A 14,530-nucleotide genomic window follows, 5' to 3' on the forward strand; every position below is an offset into this window, starting at 1 on the left:
GAACAGGCTCGCCGCGCCGCCGCCAGCCGGCGCTGCGCTTCCCGGCGGGCGGCCCAGCGCGAGGGGGTACGCCGCGCCGCGATGGGCCTGGACCGCCCTGGGGACCTGCCAGCCGCCGTCAACGGAGGGTCGGTCTCCTACCGCCGGTCGGGTGGGCTGCGCGGACGCCCCTACGAGGCCGGCCGCGGCGCCTGAGCGCGTGCGCTGGCGCTTGATCGACTCGAGATCGCCGACGTGGGGGTGTCCCGTCGCGGTGATACCCCCATATCGGCGACATGGCCTCGGCGCTGGCGCTTGATCGACTCGGGTTCCTGGAGGTCGGGGTGTCGTCGGGTCCGGGATACCCCGGTTTCCGGGAAGTGGAGTGGATCTTTCGGCGGGGGTGAGCGCCGCGCCGGGGGCGGATTCGCGGTGGGGGCCGGCGACCTGTTAGCCTTGCTGCCGGCCCGCCCGGTGTAAGCCGGGTGGGACCGAAGCCGGTTCGCCGGCGGAGGGGCTGTGGCGCAGACTGGTAGCGCACCTCGTTCGCATCGAGGGGGTCAGGGGTTCAAATCCCCTCAGCTCCACCCAGATCAAAGGCCGTTCCCCAGCACGGGGGACGGCCTTTTCGATCTCGCGCAGCAGGGGAGGAATCGGCCTCCGGCGACTAGTAGTGGTTGTCGATCGGCCGGCGCGCCTCGTCGAACAGCGCCGGGCCCTCGTACCGAACCGGAGGCAACGGCGGGGTGGCCGGCTTGACCTCTTCGAACTGTTCGCTGGACAGGGCGTACACCACCCGGCCGAGGCCGGACCGGTCGATCGCGGTCGCGCACATCGGGCAGGGTTGGCAGCTGGTGAACATGGTGGTGCCGGCCGCCACGTCGGGGGCGAGTTCCCGGGCGGCCCAGCGGGCCAGCTTCAGCTCAGGATGGGCGGTGATGTCCGAGTCGGAGACCACGGTGTTGTGGTCCTCGGCCAGGACGGTGCCGTCCGCCGCGACGAGCAACGAGCCGAACGGGCGTTCGCCGGATGCTCCGGCCCGGTCGGCAAGGTCCACGGCGCGGCGGAGAAACTTCTCGTCGTCGGGCGTCATCGGTCCTCCTGGGTTTTCTGGTACGCGGCCACGGCCGCGAGGGTCTGCCAGGCGCGTTCGGGCTGGCGGATCTCGGTCAGGTCGCCGTTGAACGGGTCGAGCACCACCGTCTCCGCGCCGAGCATACGGATCTGATCGATGTCGGCGGTGATCTGCTCGATGGTGCCGACACCGGCCGGCCGGTCCGGGTCGGTGACCGGTTCACGGGTTTCGCGGAGTGCGATGCGCGGCGTCAACGCGGGCACCGGCCGGCCCAGTTCCTCGGCGATGGCCTTGAGCCGCCCGGCAGCCTCCGAGAGCCATCCGGGCGTGACCCGTAGCGGGTGCCACGCGTCGCCGAGTCGTACCGCCCGGCGCATGCCGGCGTCGCTGTTGCCGCCGACCCAGATCGGGATCGCCTCCGTGTCGTAGTCGTCGGTGTCGCGCCAGGCGTCGCGCATGGCCTGCAGGTATTCGTCGGTCAGCGCGCCGCGCCGCTGGTAGGGCACGCCGAGCGCCTCGAACTCCTGCCGGGCCCAGCCGACGCCGACGCCGAGGACGAGCCGGCCGCCGCTGAGCCGGTTGAGGTTCGCCGCCATCCGGGCGGTGAGCAGTGGGTGCCGGTACGGGACGATGAGCACCGTGGTGCCCAGCCGGACGCGGCGGGTCATCCCGGCCAGCCAGGACAGCGTGGTGAACGGCTCGTAGAACGGGGCGGGGTACTGCTCGGCCACGTCCGGGGTCACCGCGATGTGGTCGGAAACCATCAGCAGGTCGTAGCCGAGGCCCTCGACCGTCTGCGCCCACTGTCGCAGCACCTCGGGATCGGTGCCCGGGGCGAAGTTGGGTACGTTCACGCCAATCTGCACAGGTCGAGGCTAGTGAGCGTCGATCCCGCTTGTGAACATCATGTTCACGGACCGTGGTGGTTCTTGCCGTGAATCCGCCGGTAGATTCGCCGAGTGGCCGACAATCTTGATGCCGTCGATTGGTCCATCCTGATCGAGTTGCAGAGCGACGGCCGCCTGCCGATCACGGAGCTCAGTCGCCGGGTCAAACTGAGTGCGTCGGCCACCAGCGAACGGGTGAGACGGCTGGAGTCGACCGGTGTGATCACGGGTTACCGCGCCGAGGTCGACCTGCCCAGGGCGGGCTTCGCCGTGCTCGCCGTGGTGCGGCTGAAGTATCCCGGCAGCCGGCACGAACCGCTGCGCCGATTGCTGGAGCGACGGTCGGAGATCCTGGAGTGCCTTCGCACCACGGGAGACGACTGTTACGTGCTGAAGGTCGCCGCGACGTCCATGGCCCACCTCGAAGAGATCATCAACGAACTCGCCACGTTCGGCAGCACCACCACCAACGTGGTCTACAGCGCGACGCTGCCCTACCGTGGCCCACGCCCGACGCCGCCCGCCCGTGACCGGTGATCAGGAGAACCGCTCGGTCGTCACGGGTATCAAGCCGTGCTGTCGCAGAACATCCGTCAAGCCGTACAGCGTCGCGTCCAGCGCGGCGGAGGTGTCGGTTCTCAACAGGACGACCAGGTCGAGGCACCAGGCGAGCCCGCGGCCGAGTCGGCGTACCTCCCAGGTGAACTGGTCGCCGCCCTGCTCCCGCCGCCCGGCGGCGACCGAGCCCGGGGAACGGGGCGTGCCGTTGTCCGTCGGCTGCCAGAGCGTCCGGAGGCTCGCCACCTGATCGTCCCGGAGATCCTTCGCGAAGAGGACGCGGTAGACGCGCCGCTCGTGGAATCCGGTGGGCGGCTGCGCGGGACCGAGCCGCAGCGGCGGAGCGGTCGCGAACGGTTGGTGGTCGCGGAAGTACGTGCGCAGGACCGGTTCCTCCGGCAACTGCCCACCACCGAGCTGACGGTAGGCGTTCTCCGCCTCGCCGCGAGAGGAGGGAACCACCCGAGCCAGGAGTTCCTGATCGGTACGCATGCCGCGGCTGAACGAGGCCGAACTCCACCAGTCGGCACCCGTGGGCGTCCACCCCGCGCTGTCCAGGCCCGCCGTCGAGAGATCGCGGTGGCGGGTGAACTCCTCGACGACGATCCCCTCCACGGCAGGGGCCGGATCGCGGTCACCCCGCTGCGACAGGAGCAGGTAGTAGTCGAGCGGAGGCCGCGGTTCGACCACCTCGACGACCGTCACCCCAGGGTCTGCGCGAAGCGGCCCGGTAGCCATCAGCGACGTCCTCCGTCGGTCGGGGATCCCGGGCAACCGTAGCGAAGAGAGTCGGCCGGCAGGGCGACTAGCATCCGGTGTCGACGTGAGGAGTCCACATGACAGCCACGGTCCAGACCCGGTTCGGCCTCGTCGGCAGTGGTTGGCGGGGTGAGTTCTTCCTCCGCCTGGCCCGACTGCTGCCGGAGCGGTTCCGGGCCACCGGGGTGGTCACGCGTACCGGAGCGCGGGGTGACGCGGTGACGGCAGAGTGGGGCGTGCGGACCTTCCGCACGACGGCCGACCTGCTCGCCCACGAGCGGCCGGACTTCGTCATCGTGTCGGTGCCCTGGTCGGTGACGCCCGACGCGACCCGCGAACTGGTCGCGGCCGGCGTGCCGGTGCTCGCCGAGACGCCGCCCGCACCCGACGTGGCGGGCCTGCGGTCGCTCTGGGCCGACGTCGGGGACAGCGGCCTGGTGCAGGTCGCCGAGCAGTACCTGCTGATGCCCGGGCACGCGGCCCGGCTGGAGCTGATCCGCGCCGGGGTGCTCGGCGAGCCGACCTCGGTCCAGGTCTCCTCGACGCACCTGTACCACGCGGTCTCGCTGATCCGGGGCCTGCTCGGCGTGGAATACGACGCCGCCGAGGTCAGCGCGCGGGCCTTCGTCGCGCCGCTGGCCAACCCGTTGTCACCGGCCGGCTGGAGCGGTGACGCCACCCCGCAGCAGCTCTCCACGACCCTGGCGACCATCGACTTCGGCGGGCGGATGGGGCTGTACGACTTCACCGACAACCAGTGGTGGAACCCCCTGCGTACCCGCCGGTTGGTGGTGCGTGGGTCGCTCGGTGAGCTGGTGGACGACCGGGCCGTCCGCCTGGTCGACCCGACCACGCCGGTGGAGTCGTCCCTGGTGCGGAGGCAGACCGGCGTCGACCTGAACCTCGAAGGGCTCGACCTGAAGCACATCAGCTTCGACGGACGCGTGGTCTACCGCAATCCGTTCGTCGGCAGCGGAATGTCCGACGACGACATCGCCGTCGCCGACCTCCTGGCTCGCGCCGGCGCTTGGGCGCGCGAGGAAGGCCCGGCGCCGTACCCCCTGGCCCAGGCGTGCCAGGACCATCTCATCGGCCTCGCCATCGAGGAATCGGTACGCGCCGGTCGTCCGGTCGTCACCGCCAAGGAGGCGTGGGCACGCTGACCGTGGTCGAGATCGATCTGTTCCCCGGTCGTGCTCGGGTCCTGACTCGCCGTGGCTAGCGTGCCGGGCATGACACCACCACCACCACCACCACACCCGACGTCCGGGGTCCTAGGCCAGAGAGGCTGGGGGCTGTGGGCCGTCATCGCCGCCGGCGTGGTGGCGCTGCTGGCGGTGGCGTCGATCCCGGTGCTCGGCTTTCTGTTGTGGTTGTACGGCGGCCCGGACATCGATGAGGCGCGAGCCGCGGCCGACCGGTTCGTGCAGCACCTGGAGCAGGACCGGGACGACATCGCGTACCTCTCGATGTGCTCGGAGACGAAGGACCGCATCACCGTCGGAGAGTTCACCGAGGCGGTGGAGCGGCTGGGGCGCCCGGTCTCCCACGAGATCGGCAGGGCCGGATTCGGCGATGAAGCCGGCAACAGTGCGTACGTGACCGTGCGGCTGACCGGCCGCTCCGGTGCGACGACCTCGGTGAGTCTGCGGATCGAGACCGAACCGGCCTGGCGCGTCTGCGGCGACACCTTCGGCTGACCGTCGTCGGACGAACCCGCCAGGAGTGGGCGCCCGATCGCCGGCAGCGCGGCCGCACCCGGGCACGAGGCCCGGGGGCGCCACGTGCTGGTGGGTCAGGTGCTGAAGTCGTCCGAAACGTCCCGGGCATCCTCCTGGACGTGCTCGCCGGGCTTGTTGCCCCGGATCTCATCCCGTTGCGCCACCCGATCCGCCTGCGACCGTTCGTTCTGGGTCATGTCGCCCACCTGCGCCCCGGCAGGGCCGGCCACGCGCTCGACCTGGTCGTTCGCCCTCTCGACGCTCATGTCGCCTCCCTCACGATCGGCGGGATGCCTCTTCCGACCCGCGTCCCCGCCCTCGGTGGGGAGAAACCCCGGCCGGGATGTGATGGCGACGTGCAGATGTCGTGGAGGTCCGTCCCTACTCGTTGTTGCGGCGCAAGCCGTACGCCTAGCGTCCTGACCAACGGCAGCGAGGGCGGGTGCACGACATGGGTTTCGAAGAGTGGGTCCACAGGTTCACGGACCGTGCCGAGCGCCGCCGGCTCGACGGCGACCCGGCGTGGAGTGCGGCTCGCCCGTTGGACCGGGCTCTGATCCGGAGCCTGCAGCGGTTCCAGGCCGGCGAGGACGGCGACGGCGCGAACCTCATCCGCAAGAGCGACCTGGCCGGCGACCCGCACTATCTGGCGGCGATCCGGCTGTTCGTCGCCGAGGAACAGAACCACGCCCGGCTGCTCAAACAGCTGCTGCTCAGTGCGGGTGCCTCCACCATCGACGGTCACTGGAGCGATCGGGTGTTCGTGGCGTTGCGCCGCGCGCTGGGGCTGCGACTCGAACTGCTGACGCTGATGGTGGCGGAGGTCGTCGCGTTGCGCTACTACCGGGCGGTGCGCGACGGGACGACGGATCCGCTGCTCACGGACGTTGGTGGCCGGATCCTGGCGGACGAGCAGTCACACGTGCCGTTCCACAGCCAACGGCTCGGCGAGGGCTTCGCCGGGTTCGGACGACCGGCGCGGGCAGCGGTGGCGGCGGGTTGGTGGGTCCTGCTGCTCGGCGCGGCATGCGTGGTCGCGTACGGGCACGGTGCGGCTCTGCGCGTGCTCGGTGTCGGCCGGCTCCGGTTCATCGCCGAAACCACGACACTCTTTCGACCGGTCGTGCGCGACGTGCTGCTCGGACGGCGTCGGTCCGACCGGCACGCCCCGGCGGGACGACGCGGCGTTGAGCGGCGGGGTGGGCGCGGACAGCGGCATCTCGCGCGGTAGGCGGAGCCGACCCGGGTGGATCGACTCCGCCCGCGGAGCGTCACGGCTTCCAGGAGCCGGCGGTCTCGAACTCGTGCTGGTACTCCAGCACGCCCTTGGTGTCGGGCACGTCGAACACGACGCTGCCGGTGCGCTTGGTGCCGGCGGTCAGGTCGTTGCCGGCGAGCATGGGCTTGCCGCAGCCCGAGAAGGCCCCACCGATCGCGTTGGTCTCGGTGCCGTCGGCGGCGACCCACTGGAAGTAGAGCGGGTTCGTCGAGCCGGTGCCCTTGGTGACCGCGAACGTCACGTCGGCGATCACGTACATGCCCTCGTCGGGCTTCAGGCCGTACGACTTGCAGGGCTTGGTGGAGGTGCTGAACTTCGTCACCGTGATCTCGACGGTGCCGTCGCTGCCGTCGATGACCAGGGTGTCCCCGGGCGACATGTTCCGGGTGTCGTCGTCGGTCGAGGGCGGAGCCGGCGAGGGGGCCTCGCTCGGCGGCTGTCCGACGCCCCGGGTCACGCCTGGGGTGGGCAGGGCGTCGGTCACGTCGTTGGAGACCCGGTTCGCGCCGATGACCACCGCCACGATGCCGCCGGCGCAGCACAGCAGCGTGAGCACGGCCGCGGTGACCGCGATGACCACCACGGTCTTCTTGGAACTCTTCGCCGGTACGGGCGGCGGCATGGTGAGCGGGTAGCCCGGCCCGCCGGGCGGCGGGTACGCGCCGCCGCCAGCCGCCGGGTACGCGCCGCCCGAGAACGGTGGCTGGGGCCAGGCCTGGCCCGGCGCGGTCGGGTACGGCGTGCTGGCGTACGGCTGCTGCGGTTCGTTCCCCCCGGCCGACCACGGGTTGGGCGGCACGGGTGCCTGCGGGACCGTCGGGTCGGCGGCGGACTGCTGCGGCGCCGCCGACGCAGCCGTACCCGGCGGCTCCGGGTTCGGCTGTTGGGGGTCCTGCGGTCCGACGGGGGGCTGGGGGTGGGTCACCGTACTCCTTGACACCTCGGTACGTGCGGTTCACGAACCCGCCGACGCTACCGTGCGTCGACGACCGCCCGATCGCCGCGCCGGATCCCGTCCCACGCCCGACGCCAGTGCGGCGGAGGGGTGCGAACGTCCGGACGGACCACGATGGACGGTGGTCGGTGGCACGGTGGGCACCGGCGCCAGGGACGGTGCGTGCCTGGGCGTCAGCGCAGCGGGAGCACGGCGGCGGTGCGGACCAGCCCGTCGGCGACCACGAACCGACCGCTGACGGTGGCCGGCGGATCGGCGACGGCCGCCGCGTTCACCCGGGCCGGCGCGATCCGGGCGGTGAACGTGCCGGCGTCCGGGTCCAGCTCCAGCCGGGCGTCGTGGAAGTCCAGCCAGCTTCCGACGACCGGGTGCCAGACCTTGTAGACGGTCTCCTTGGCGCTGAACAGCACGACCGGCCAGGAGATCCCGCGGGGCAGCCGCGCGCAGGTCTCCTCCTCCTCGGGCAGCAGCACGAGTCGGCGTACTCCCGCATTGACCTCGCGGTGCTGCTCGGCGTCCATGCCGACGGACCGGAGGTCGGTGCTGCGCGCCGCCGCGGCGGCGCAGTAGCCGGTGGTGTGGGTGATGCTGCCGACCACCCCGGCCGGCCAGACGGGCGCGCGGTCGGCGGCGGCCGGCACGGCGGTCGGCGTCAGGCCGAGGTCGGCCATCGCACGCCGGGCGCAGACCCGCCCGGCGGTGAAGTCCCGCCGGCGGGTCTGCACCGCCCGCTCGCCCAGGCATGCCTGCTCGGCGGCGAGCAGCTCCCCGGCCCAGTCGTCGGGACCGGCCACGGCCACCGCCACCGTCGGAGGCAGCAGGTCACGCATCGCCGGCTACCGGTCGGTAGACAGGGACGCGATGCGCCGATTTCGGGTCGACCGTCAACTTTCCGACTGTCACGAGGGGAGAAGGTACCGGAAGGATGTAACACCGGAGGGACGTCCAGCGCTCGCCGTGATGGCACCGGGGGGGCCACCATCAACCGCTGACCGGGGTACGGCAACCGCCAGCCCCACGGACATCTGGAGAGGACGTGCGATGACCGATGGTGCGGAACGGCCGGGGGGGCGGGTTGACGATCACGCGCCGACAACCCCCGGCTGGAGCTGCGGCTCCTGCGGCGACGAGTGGCCGTGCGCGACGAAGCGCAGCCGGCTGCTGGCGGAGTACGGGGGTGACCGGGCGATGCTCAGCGTCTACCTGGGCTCCTGTCTGGCCGCCGCCACGGAGGACCTGCGCGCCGCCCCGGTGATGTCCCTCCAGGATCGGTTCATCGGCTGGCTGCCGCGCGGCTCGCGACGCGGCTGAGCCCGCCGGTGACCCCACCCGTCGGGCGGGGTCACCGGGCTCGTTCAGCCGCGCCGGGGCCGCCGGGTCAGGGCGAAGCCGACGACGCCGGCCACCGCGGCGAGCACGCCGCCGATGCCGGTCCAGACCCAGCGCGAGCCGAGATCCGGCAGCCAGTCCGCCAGCGGGTCACCCTCGTCGTCGGTCTCCGCGTCGGCCGCCGGTACGGCGTTGAGCACCGTGCCCGCCCTGGTGTTCGGCACCAGCGGCGCGGCCAGTTCGCCGTCGTCGGCCGAGGCGCCCCGGTCGGCGACGGCGCCGACCAGCAGGTCCACGTCGATCGGCGCGCCCAGGTCCGGCTCGGGCAGGTCCACCACGGAGAGCCGGATGACGTACGTGCCGGGCAGTGGATCTCCGGACCACGGCTCCGCCCAGGGCCGCACCTCGCGCAGCGTGCAGCCCAGCGCCACGCTCGACGCCTGCGCGTCGACGGTCGGGGTCTGCGCCCCGGCGGTGCACGCCTGCCGCCGACGCAGCCCGTCGAAGACGTCGACGGTCCAGGTGGAGGCGCCGCTGCGTGCCTTCGGGAAGGTGACGGTGGCGGTGATCTCGTGCACCTGCCCGGCGGTCGCCGGGAAGGACCAGTAGAGGTGGTCGCCGACCGATGCGTCCACCCGCACCGGTTGCCCGGCGGTGATCGGAGTGGCGGCCAGGAACGACGTGCCGGCCCGGTTCACCGGCGTGGCACCCGGCGAGGGGGTGGGGGCCGCAACGGCCGTCGCGGGCAGCAGCGCGGCTCCGCCGGCGGCGAGGACCGCCGCCAGCGACCGGAACAGTGCGGTACGCATCAGTTGGTCCTCCAGGTGGCGACCCACCAGCGGGTGAGCAGGCCGACGAGCAGTCCGGTGAGCAGGCCCGCCACGGTGAGCAGGGCGAGCAGCGCCCAGCCCCGGCCGAGGTCGGGTCCGTCCGGCGCGGGCGCGGCGGCGACCACGTCGATGGTCAGCTCCACCGGCATGCCCGGCTTCGTCGCGGTGCCCGGGCGTGGAGCGAAGGAGTTGCTCACCACCAGGCAGACAGTGGTGGGCTCGATGACCGCCGTCGCGGTCTCCTCGGCCTCGGCGGCGTCCTCGTCGTCGGCGCTGGCCGACCAGCGCAGCCCGGCGGAGAGCACGTCGGCCCGCCCGCTGCCGGCGTCCGCGCCACGGACCAGTTCCCGGCCGTCCGCCGCGGTGGCCCGCAGCAGCACCCCGTAGTCCCGGTTCACCGGCCGGTCCAGCGCCATGCTCACCGACGCGCGCAGCTCCTGCCCTGGGCGCACCGGCACCCGGTAGTACCGGTGCTCGGAGAACGTCTCCCGGTCGGCGTACACGCCGGGGGCCAGCAGCGGCGCCGAGTCGCAGGCGTTCGCGCCGCCGACCACGGTCGGGGTCAGGGTGTGCGTGTCCCCGGCGCGCTCGACGAGTTGCTTGATCCGGTCGGTCAGCTCCTCGGCGCTCTGCGCGGCGGTGTAGGTGCCGCCGGTCGCCCCGGCGATGCAGAGCAACTGCCGGCGGACCTTCTCGTCGGGGGCCAGGCCGAGCGTGTCGACCACCAGGCTGGTGCCCTGGGCGGCCAGCTCGCGGGCCACCTCGCATGGGTCCGGCGGGGCGCAGGTGTCCTCCCCGTCGGTGATCAGCACGATCCGTCGGGTGGTTGCCCCGGTGCCCAGGTCCTGCGCGGCGGAGCGCAGCGCGAGGCCGACCGGCGTGAATCCGGTCGGTCGCAGCGTCGCCACCGCCTCCTTGGCCTGGGCCCGGTCCACCGGCCCGACGGGCACGATCTGCTGGGTGTCCTGGCAGCCGACCTTCTTGTCCTTGCCCCGGTAGGTCGCGCCCAGCACCCGGATGCCGAGCTGGGTCTCCGCGGGCAGCGCGTCCACGACCTCGTTGAACGCCTGCTGGGCGACCGAGATCCGGCTACGTCCGTCGATGTCCGCGGCCCGCATCGAACCGCTGACGTCGAGCACCAGCTCGACCCGCGGCGGCTCCGGCACCGGCTCCTCGTCGGCCGCCGCCGGGACCGGCCCGGTCAGCGCGGTGGTCGCCAGCAGTCCGAGAAGGACGGCCGCCGATCGTCTGAAGTTGATCACGGCCCGCAGTGTAGTGAGATCCACTTTGGATGATCACTTGGGTGGCGGTCGGGTGATCGCCGGGCTCCCGGCCCGACGGCGGCCCCCGGCACCCGTCGACGCCGGTCCGCGCGACCGAGGGGCGGGTGCCGGTGGTGGGTGCGACGAGCGGGGTTTCGCGGCCTCGGACCTGCCCGTTCAGGGCGCTGAGTCCACGCCGGGTCACCCACGGTCAACGGTCGGAAGGCAGGCGTCGGCCCTGCCCGCATCCGTCGGAAATCTGACCCAAGTCGACCCGTTGTGCCGGTGGTGCGCGGTGGTTAAGCTCTTCATGCGCGCCCCAATCGCCCGCTTCCCCCGTGGCAGGCGATCGGGGCGCGCGTCTTTGTAGAACGGGCCCGCACGCTTCAAGCGTGCGGGCCCGTTTCCGTCGCGCTGAGCGGCGCGTCGCCTGTCGATGCTTATATCCAGCGACCGTCCAACCACATCCGGGCCAGCCAGTCCGAGTACGGCATCACGGTGCCCACGAAGATCGGGTAGAAGTACGCGAAGCAGAGCGCCACCAGCAGCACGTACGCACCGACCGCGACACTGCCCACCAACCGGCGTTCGTAGCCCGGGTCGCCGGGCACCAGCGGCGCCACCTCGCCGACGTCACCCCCGGCCGGGGCGATCAGCGCACCCAGCACGTAGACGACGGCCAGCACCAGGAAGGGCAGCGCGGGCGCGGCGTAGAACGAGAACATCGTCCGGCCCTCGAAGGCGAACACGAACCAGGGCAGCAGCCCGGCCGCCACGCTGAGCAGGAGCGCGCCGGCCCGCCAGTCGCGACGGGCCACACCCAGCCAGGCCAGCGCCACCAGCGCGGGCAGGAACGACCACCAGAGCAGCGGGGTGCCGAGCAGCAGGATCTCGGAGGCGCAGGTCGGCGCGCCGCAGGCGCCGTCGCCGGACCAGTGGAACGCCACCGGACGGCCGAGCAGGAGCCACTGCCATGGCCACGACTGGTACTTGTGGGCGTCGTCCAGGCCGGTGTGGAAGCCGTACGCCGCCCGGTGGTACTCGAAGAGGTTGATCAACGGGCCGATCACCGGGGCGTCACTGAGCGGGGCGCTCGGATAGGACGAGGCGAGCCGGTAGTAGCCGTCGTCGCTGAGCAGCCAGCCCGACCAGGTGGCCAGGTAGGTGCCCACCATCAGCACACCGGCCAGCACCAGCCAGGGCAGCTCGTCGAGCAGGGTGTCCCGCCAGGGCCGGCGGGCCCCCGCCGAGCGGCGGACGCCGACCTCCCAGAGGAGCACCAGCAGCGCGAAGGCCGGCACGAAGTAGAGCGCGCTCCACTTCACCGCGCAGGCGCAGCCGAGCAGCACCCCGGCGGCGAGCCGCCACCACGGCCAGGTGCGCCAGCCGGTCGGCGGTCGGCCGGCGCGGCCGGGCAGGGACGGGTCGAGCCCGTCGTCCAGCGCCCGCGCCCAGCGTCGGCGGCGCGCGTCGCGGTCGAGCACCAGCGCGCCGAACGCGGCCAGCACGAAGAAGAGCAGGAAGATGTCGAGCAGCGCCGCGCGGGACAGCACCAGGTGGAACCCGTCCAGAGCGAGCAGCAGGCCGGCCGCGCACCCCAGGACCGTCGAGCGGAACAGCCGCCGGCCGATGCGGACCAGCAGCAGCACGGACAGCGTGCCGACCACGGCCGCCGAGAACCGCCAGCCGAACTCCGGGGCGGTGGTGATCAGATGCCCAGGGACGTTGACCTTGGAGTCCGCGTCCTGATAGCCGAAGGCCCACTCGCCGATGCCGATCAGCCACTTGCCCAGTGGCGGGTGCACCACGTACGACGGGGCGTTGTCCTTGTAGTTCCACTCCACGCCGCGGCTGATCAGCCCGTAGGCGTCCTTGGCGTAGTAGGTCTCGTCGAAGATCTTGCCCTTCGGGCTGGACAGGCCCACGAAGCGCAGGATCGCCGCGATGGCCACCACCACGGCGGTGGCCAGCCAGGAGAAGCGGTCCAGGCGGGTGTCGACGGTGGTGAACCGTCGGCGGACCACGCTGGACACCCCGCCACCGCCGGCGCGGGGCGCCGCGGACTCCTGGTCGGGGCTCTGGTCGCTCGTCACGTCGACCATCTTTGCCGGGTCGGCGCTCGGGCTCTGCGCTGTCGACGCACTCGTCACCCGGCGATCGTAGGCTGCCAACGTGTCCGGTGGCGTCCGTCGTCCCTGATACCGGTATCCGCTGTCAACGAAGGAGACGATCCTGTGGGTGAAATGTCCGAAGCTGGGCGCCTGATCCTGCTCGGCGCCCCGCTCGGCAACCCCGCCGACGCCTCGGCCCGGTTCCGGGAGGTGCTGACCAGCGCCGACGTGGTGGCCGCCGAGGACACGCGCCGGCTCACCCGGCTGGCCCGCGACCTCGACATCACGGTCGGCGGCCGGATCGTCTCCTACTTCGAGGGCAACGAGGAGCGACGGACCCCCGAACTGGTCGAGGTGATCCTCGGCGGGTACGTGGTGGCGCTGGTGACCGACGGCGGAATGCCGAGCGTCTCCGACCCCGGCTACCGGCTCGTCCGCGCCGCGCTGGACGTCGGCGCGCCGGTCAGCGTCGCGCCCGGGCCGAGCGCGGTGACCACCGCGTTGGCGATCTCCGGGTTGCCCTGCGACCGGTTCTGCTTCGAGGGCTTCCTACCTCGGACCCCGGGCGCCCGCCGATCCCGGCTGCGCGCCCTCGCCGCCGAGGAACGCACCCTGGTCCTCTTCGAGGCGCCGCACCGGATCGGCGCGGCGCTCGCCGACCTGGCCGAGACGTTCGGCGCGGACCGGCCGGCGGCGCTCTGCCGGGAGCTCACGAAAACCTACGAGGAGGTGCTCCGCCGCCCGCTCGGCGAGCTGGCCCGGTGGGCCGCCGAGGGCGATCCGCGCGGGGAGATCACCCTGGTGGTGGCCGGGGCGCCGGTGACCGCCGCGGAACGCCCCGACGACGACACCCTGCGCGCGGCGGTCGCCGAGCGGGAGGCGGCCGGCCGGTCCCGCCGCGACGCCATCACCGACGTCGCCACCGAGTACGCCCTGCGCCGCCGCGACGTCTACACGATCGTGCACAGCTGACCCGCGCTTCCGGCGCGGACCGCTCACCAGGCGGCGACGAGGAAGCCGAAGGTGATCAGCACCGGGCCGGCGACCGCGACGGCCACCGCCCAGCGGCGGTTCCGCCGGCCGGGCAGCCGCGTCGCCCCGGTCCACCGGGCGATACCTGCGGCGCAGCCGAGCACCACCAGCAGGCCGGGCAGCCAGCGGAGGTGCCGGGCCACGCCGGTGTCGGCGTACGCGGTGCCGCCGTCGGGTCCGGCCATCCGCGCCGGTAACGCCGTCCCGGGGGCGTTCCGGCCGGCGGGTACGCCGGTGACCCGTACCCCGTGCGCCAGGAACCGCCCGTCGTCCGCCGTGAAGATGCCCCGACAACGTTGGGTGAGCCCGCCGCCGGTGCAGTTGTCGATCACCACCGTGCCGACCCGGGCATGCCCGACCGCGAGCCAGAACGGGCCGGCGCTGACCCAGGCGAAGAAGGCCGCGACCAGGCTCAGCAGCACCAGCACCGCGAGCCCGGGCAGCGGGTCGGGCGGCGGGGTGGTGCGGGCCGGCTTTCGGGGCCGGGCCGCGCCAACGCCGCGGTCCCGCTCCGGCGCGGGATCCTCCCGGACCGGGGTCCCGTCCCAGTGCACCTCTTCGATCGGCGCCCAGACGGCGCCGTCGTCACCGTCCGGCGGCGTGTCGCCGTCGGCCCGGCGGGCGCCCCGGTGCCAGCGGCTGTGCTGCCGGACCGGCACCCTGCGCGGCACCGCGTCCACCGGCGCCCCGGTGGTCGGCTCCAGCTCGACGGCCGGCGCGGGCTCCCCGCCGGCCGGTGCCCGGTCGACCGAC

The 14,530-nt window shown here is 72.8% G+C and carries 16 protein-coding genes, 1 tRNA gene and 1 pseudogene; 8 read left to right on the plus strand and 10 right to left on the minus strand.

The window, feature by feature from the left end; translation table 11 throughout:
• Together EAD98_RS11650 and EAD98_RS11655 are read left to right on the plus strand one after the other, a co-directional pair.
• Positions 1–195, plus strand: a pseudogene (locus EAD98_RS11650) (hypothetical protein); the annotation flags it as partial.
• A 297-nt stretch (positions 196–492) separates the two neighbouring features.
• Positions 493–566: transfer RNA gene (locus EAD98_RS11655), tRNA-Ala, on the plus strand.
• An 80-nt stretch (positions 567–646) separates the two neighbouring features.
• On the opposite strand, the gene EAD98_RS11660 is transcribed toward EAD98_RS11655, so the two are convergent.
• Positions 647–1,072, minus strand: a complete 426-nt coding sequence (locus EAD98_RS11660) for a nucleoside deaminase (protein WP_121654068.1) — start codon at positions 1,070–1,072, stop codon at positions 647–649.
• On the minus strand, positions 1,069–1,920 hold the full coding sequence (locus tag EAD98_RS11665; protein WP_121654069.1) for an LLM class flavin-dependent oxidoreductase: 852 nt from the start codon (positions 1,918–1,920) through the stop codon (positions 1,069–1,071). Before EAD98_RS11665 ends, EAD98_RS11660 begins: the two co-directional genes overlap by 4 nt.
• Positions 1,921–2,013: 93 nt before the next feature.
• On the opposite strand from EAD98_RS11665, the gene EAD98_RS11670 reads away from it, so the two are divergent.
• Complete coding sequence (locus EAD98_RS11670; RefSeq protein WP_121654070.1) at positions 2,014–2,478, plus strand: Lrp/AsnC family transcriptional regulator; 465 nt, start codon at positions 2,014–2,016, stop codon at positions 2,476–2,478.
• Here EAD98_RS11670 and EAD98_RS11675 read toward each other — a convergent pair whose 3' ends face one another.
• A complete protein-coding gene (locus EAD98_RS11675; protein WP_147457370.1) occupies positions 2,479–3,189 on the minus strand; it encodes a hypothetical protein in 711 nt (236 codons plus the stop codon).
• A 146-nt stretch (positions 3,190–3,335) separates the two neighbouring features.
• Here EAD98_RS11675 and EAD98_RS11680 point away from each other — a divergent pair, with 146 nt between their 5' ends.
• Entirely contained in the window at positions 3,336–4,421 is a 1,086-nt protein-coding gene (locus tag EAD98_RS11680) for a Gfo/Idh/MocA family protein (protein WP_121654072.1), read from the plus strand.
• Positions 4,422–4,490: 69 nt separating this feature from the next.
• Positions 4,491–4,958, plus strand: coding sequence for a hypothetical protein (locus EAD98_RS11685; protein ID WP_147457371.1), 468 nt, complete (start codon positions 4,491–4,493; stop codon positions 4,956–4,958).
• 95 nt (positions 4,959–5,053) lie between these two features.
• On the opposite strand, the gene EAD98_RS11690 is transcribed toward EAD98_RS11685, so the two are convergent.
• A complete protein-coding gene (locus EAD98_RS11690) occupies positions 5,054–5,245 on the minus strand; it encodes a general stress protein CsbD (RefSeq protein ID WP_121654074.1) in 192 nt (63 codons plus the stop codon).
• A gap of 185 nt (positions 5,246–5,430) precedes the next feature.
• Between EAD98_RS11690 and EAD98_RS11695 the strand changes: the two genes are divergently transcribed.
• Positions 5,431–6,210, plus strand: coding sequence for a ferritin-like domain-containing protein (locus EAD98_RS11695; RefSeq protein ID WP_199723375.1), 780 nt, complete (start codon positions 5,431–5,433; stop codon positions 6,208–6,210).
• 40 nt (positions 6,211–6,250) lie between these two features.
• Here the strand turns inward: EAD98_RS11695 and EAD98_RS11700 are convergent, their stop codons facing one another.
• Positions 6,251–7,183: a DUF4352 domain-containing protein gene (locus EAD98_RS11700; protein WP_121654075.1), complete on the minus strand. Its 933-nt coding sequence runs from the start codon at positions 7,181–7,183 to the stop codon at positions 6,251–6,253.
• 203 nt (positions 7,184–7,386) lie between these two features.
• A complete protein-coding gene (locus tag EAD98_RS11705) occupies positions 7,387–8,043 on the minus strand; it encodes a 4'-phosphopantetheinyl transferase (RefSeq protein WP_121654076.1) in 657 nt (218 codons plus the stop codon).
• Between the two features lie 211 nt (positions 8,044–8,254).
• Between EAD98_RS11705 and EAD98_RS11710 the strand changes: the two genes are divergently transcribed.
• The gene (locus tag EAD98_RS11710) at positions 8,255–8,524 is read left to right on the plus strand and encodes a hypothetical protein (protein ID WP_121654077.1); all 270 of its coding nucleotides are present in this window, start codon (positions 8,255–8,257) and stop codon (positions 8,522–8,524) included.
• Between the two features lie 44 nt (positions 8,525–8,568).
• Here EAD98_RS11710 and EAD98_RS11715 read toward each other — a convergent pair whose 3' ends face one another.
• The 3 genes from EAD98_RS11715 to EAD98_RS11725 form a co-directional block, all read right to left on the minus strand.
• Positions 8,569–9,351 (minus strand): peptidase, encoded by a 783-nt coding sequence (locus EAD98_RS11715; protein ID WP_121654078.1) that lies wholly within the window; start codon positions 9,349–9,351, stop codon positions 8,569–8,571.
• Complete coding sequence (locus tag EAD98_RS11720) at positions 9,351–10,634, minus strand: VWA domain-containing protein (RefSeq protein ID WP_121654079.1); 1,284 nt, start codon at positions 10,632–10,634, stop codon at positions 9,351–9,353. Before EAD98_RS11720 ends, EAD98_RS11715 begins: the two co-directional genes overlap by 1 nt.
• Before the next feature lie 440 nt (positions 10,635–11,074).
• Positions 11,075–12,736 (minus strand): dolichyl-phosphate-mannose--protein mannosyltransferase, encoded by a 1,662-nt coding sequence (locus EAD98_RS11725; RefSeq protein ID WP_233583802.1) that lies wholly within the window; start codon positions 12,734–12,736, stop codon positions 11,075–11,077.
• Between the two features lie 132 nt (positions 12,737–12,868).
• Here EAD98_RS11725 and rsmI point away from each other — a divergent pair, with 132 nt between their 5' ends.
• Positions 12,869–13,717, plus strand: a complete 849-nt coding sequence (gene rsmI / locus EAD98_RS11730; protein ID WP_121654081.1) for a 16S rRNA (cytidine(1402)-2'-O)-methyltransferase — start codon at positions 12,869–12,871, stop codon at positions 13,715–13,717.
• 23 nt (positions 13,718–13,740) lie between these two features.
• On the opposite strand, the gene EAD98_RS11735 is transcribed toward rsmI, so the two are convergent.
• On the minus strand, positions 13,741–14,481 hold the full coding sequence (locus EAD98_RS11735; RefSeq protein ID WP_121654082.1) for a hypothetical protein: 741 nt from the start codon (positions 14,479–14,481) through the stop codon (positions 13,741–13,743).
• Positions 14,482–14,530 lie beyond the last annotated feature (49 nt).

The organism is Micromonospora sp. CV4, assembly GCF_003667455.1.
Classification (GTDB): domain Bacteria; phylum Actinomycetota; class Actinomycetes; order Mycobacteriales; family Micromonosporaceae; genus Micromonospora.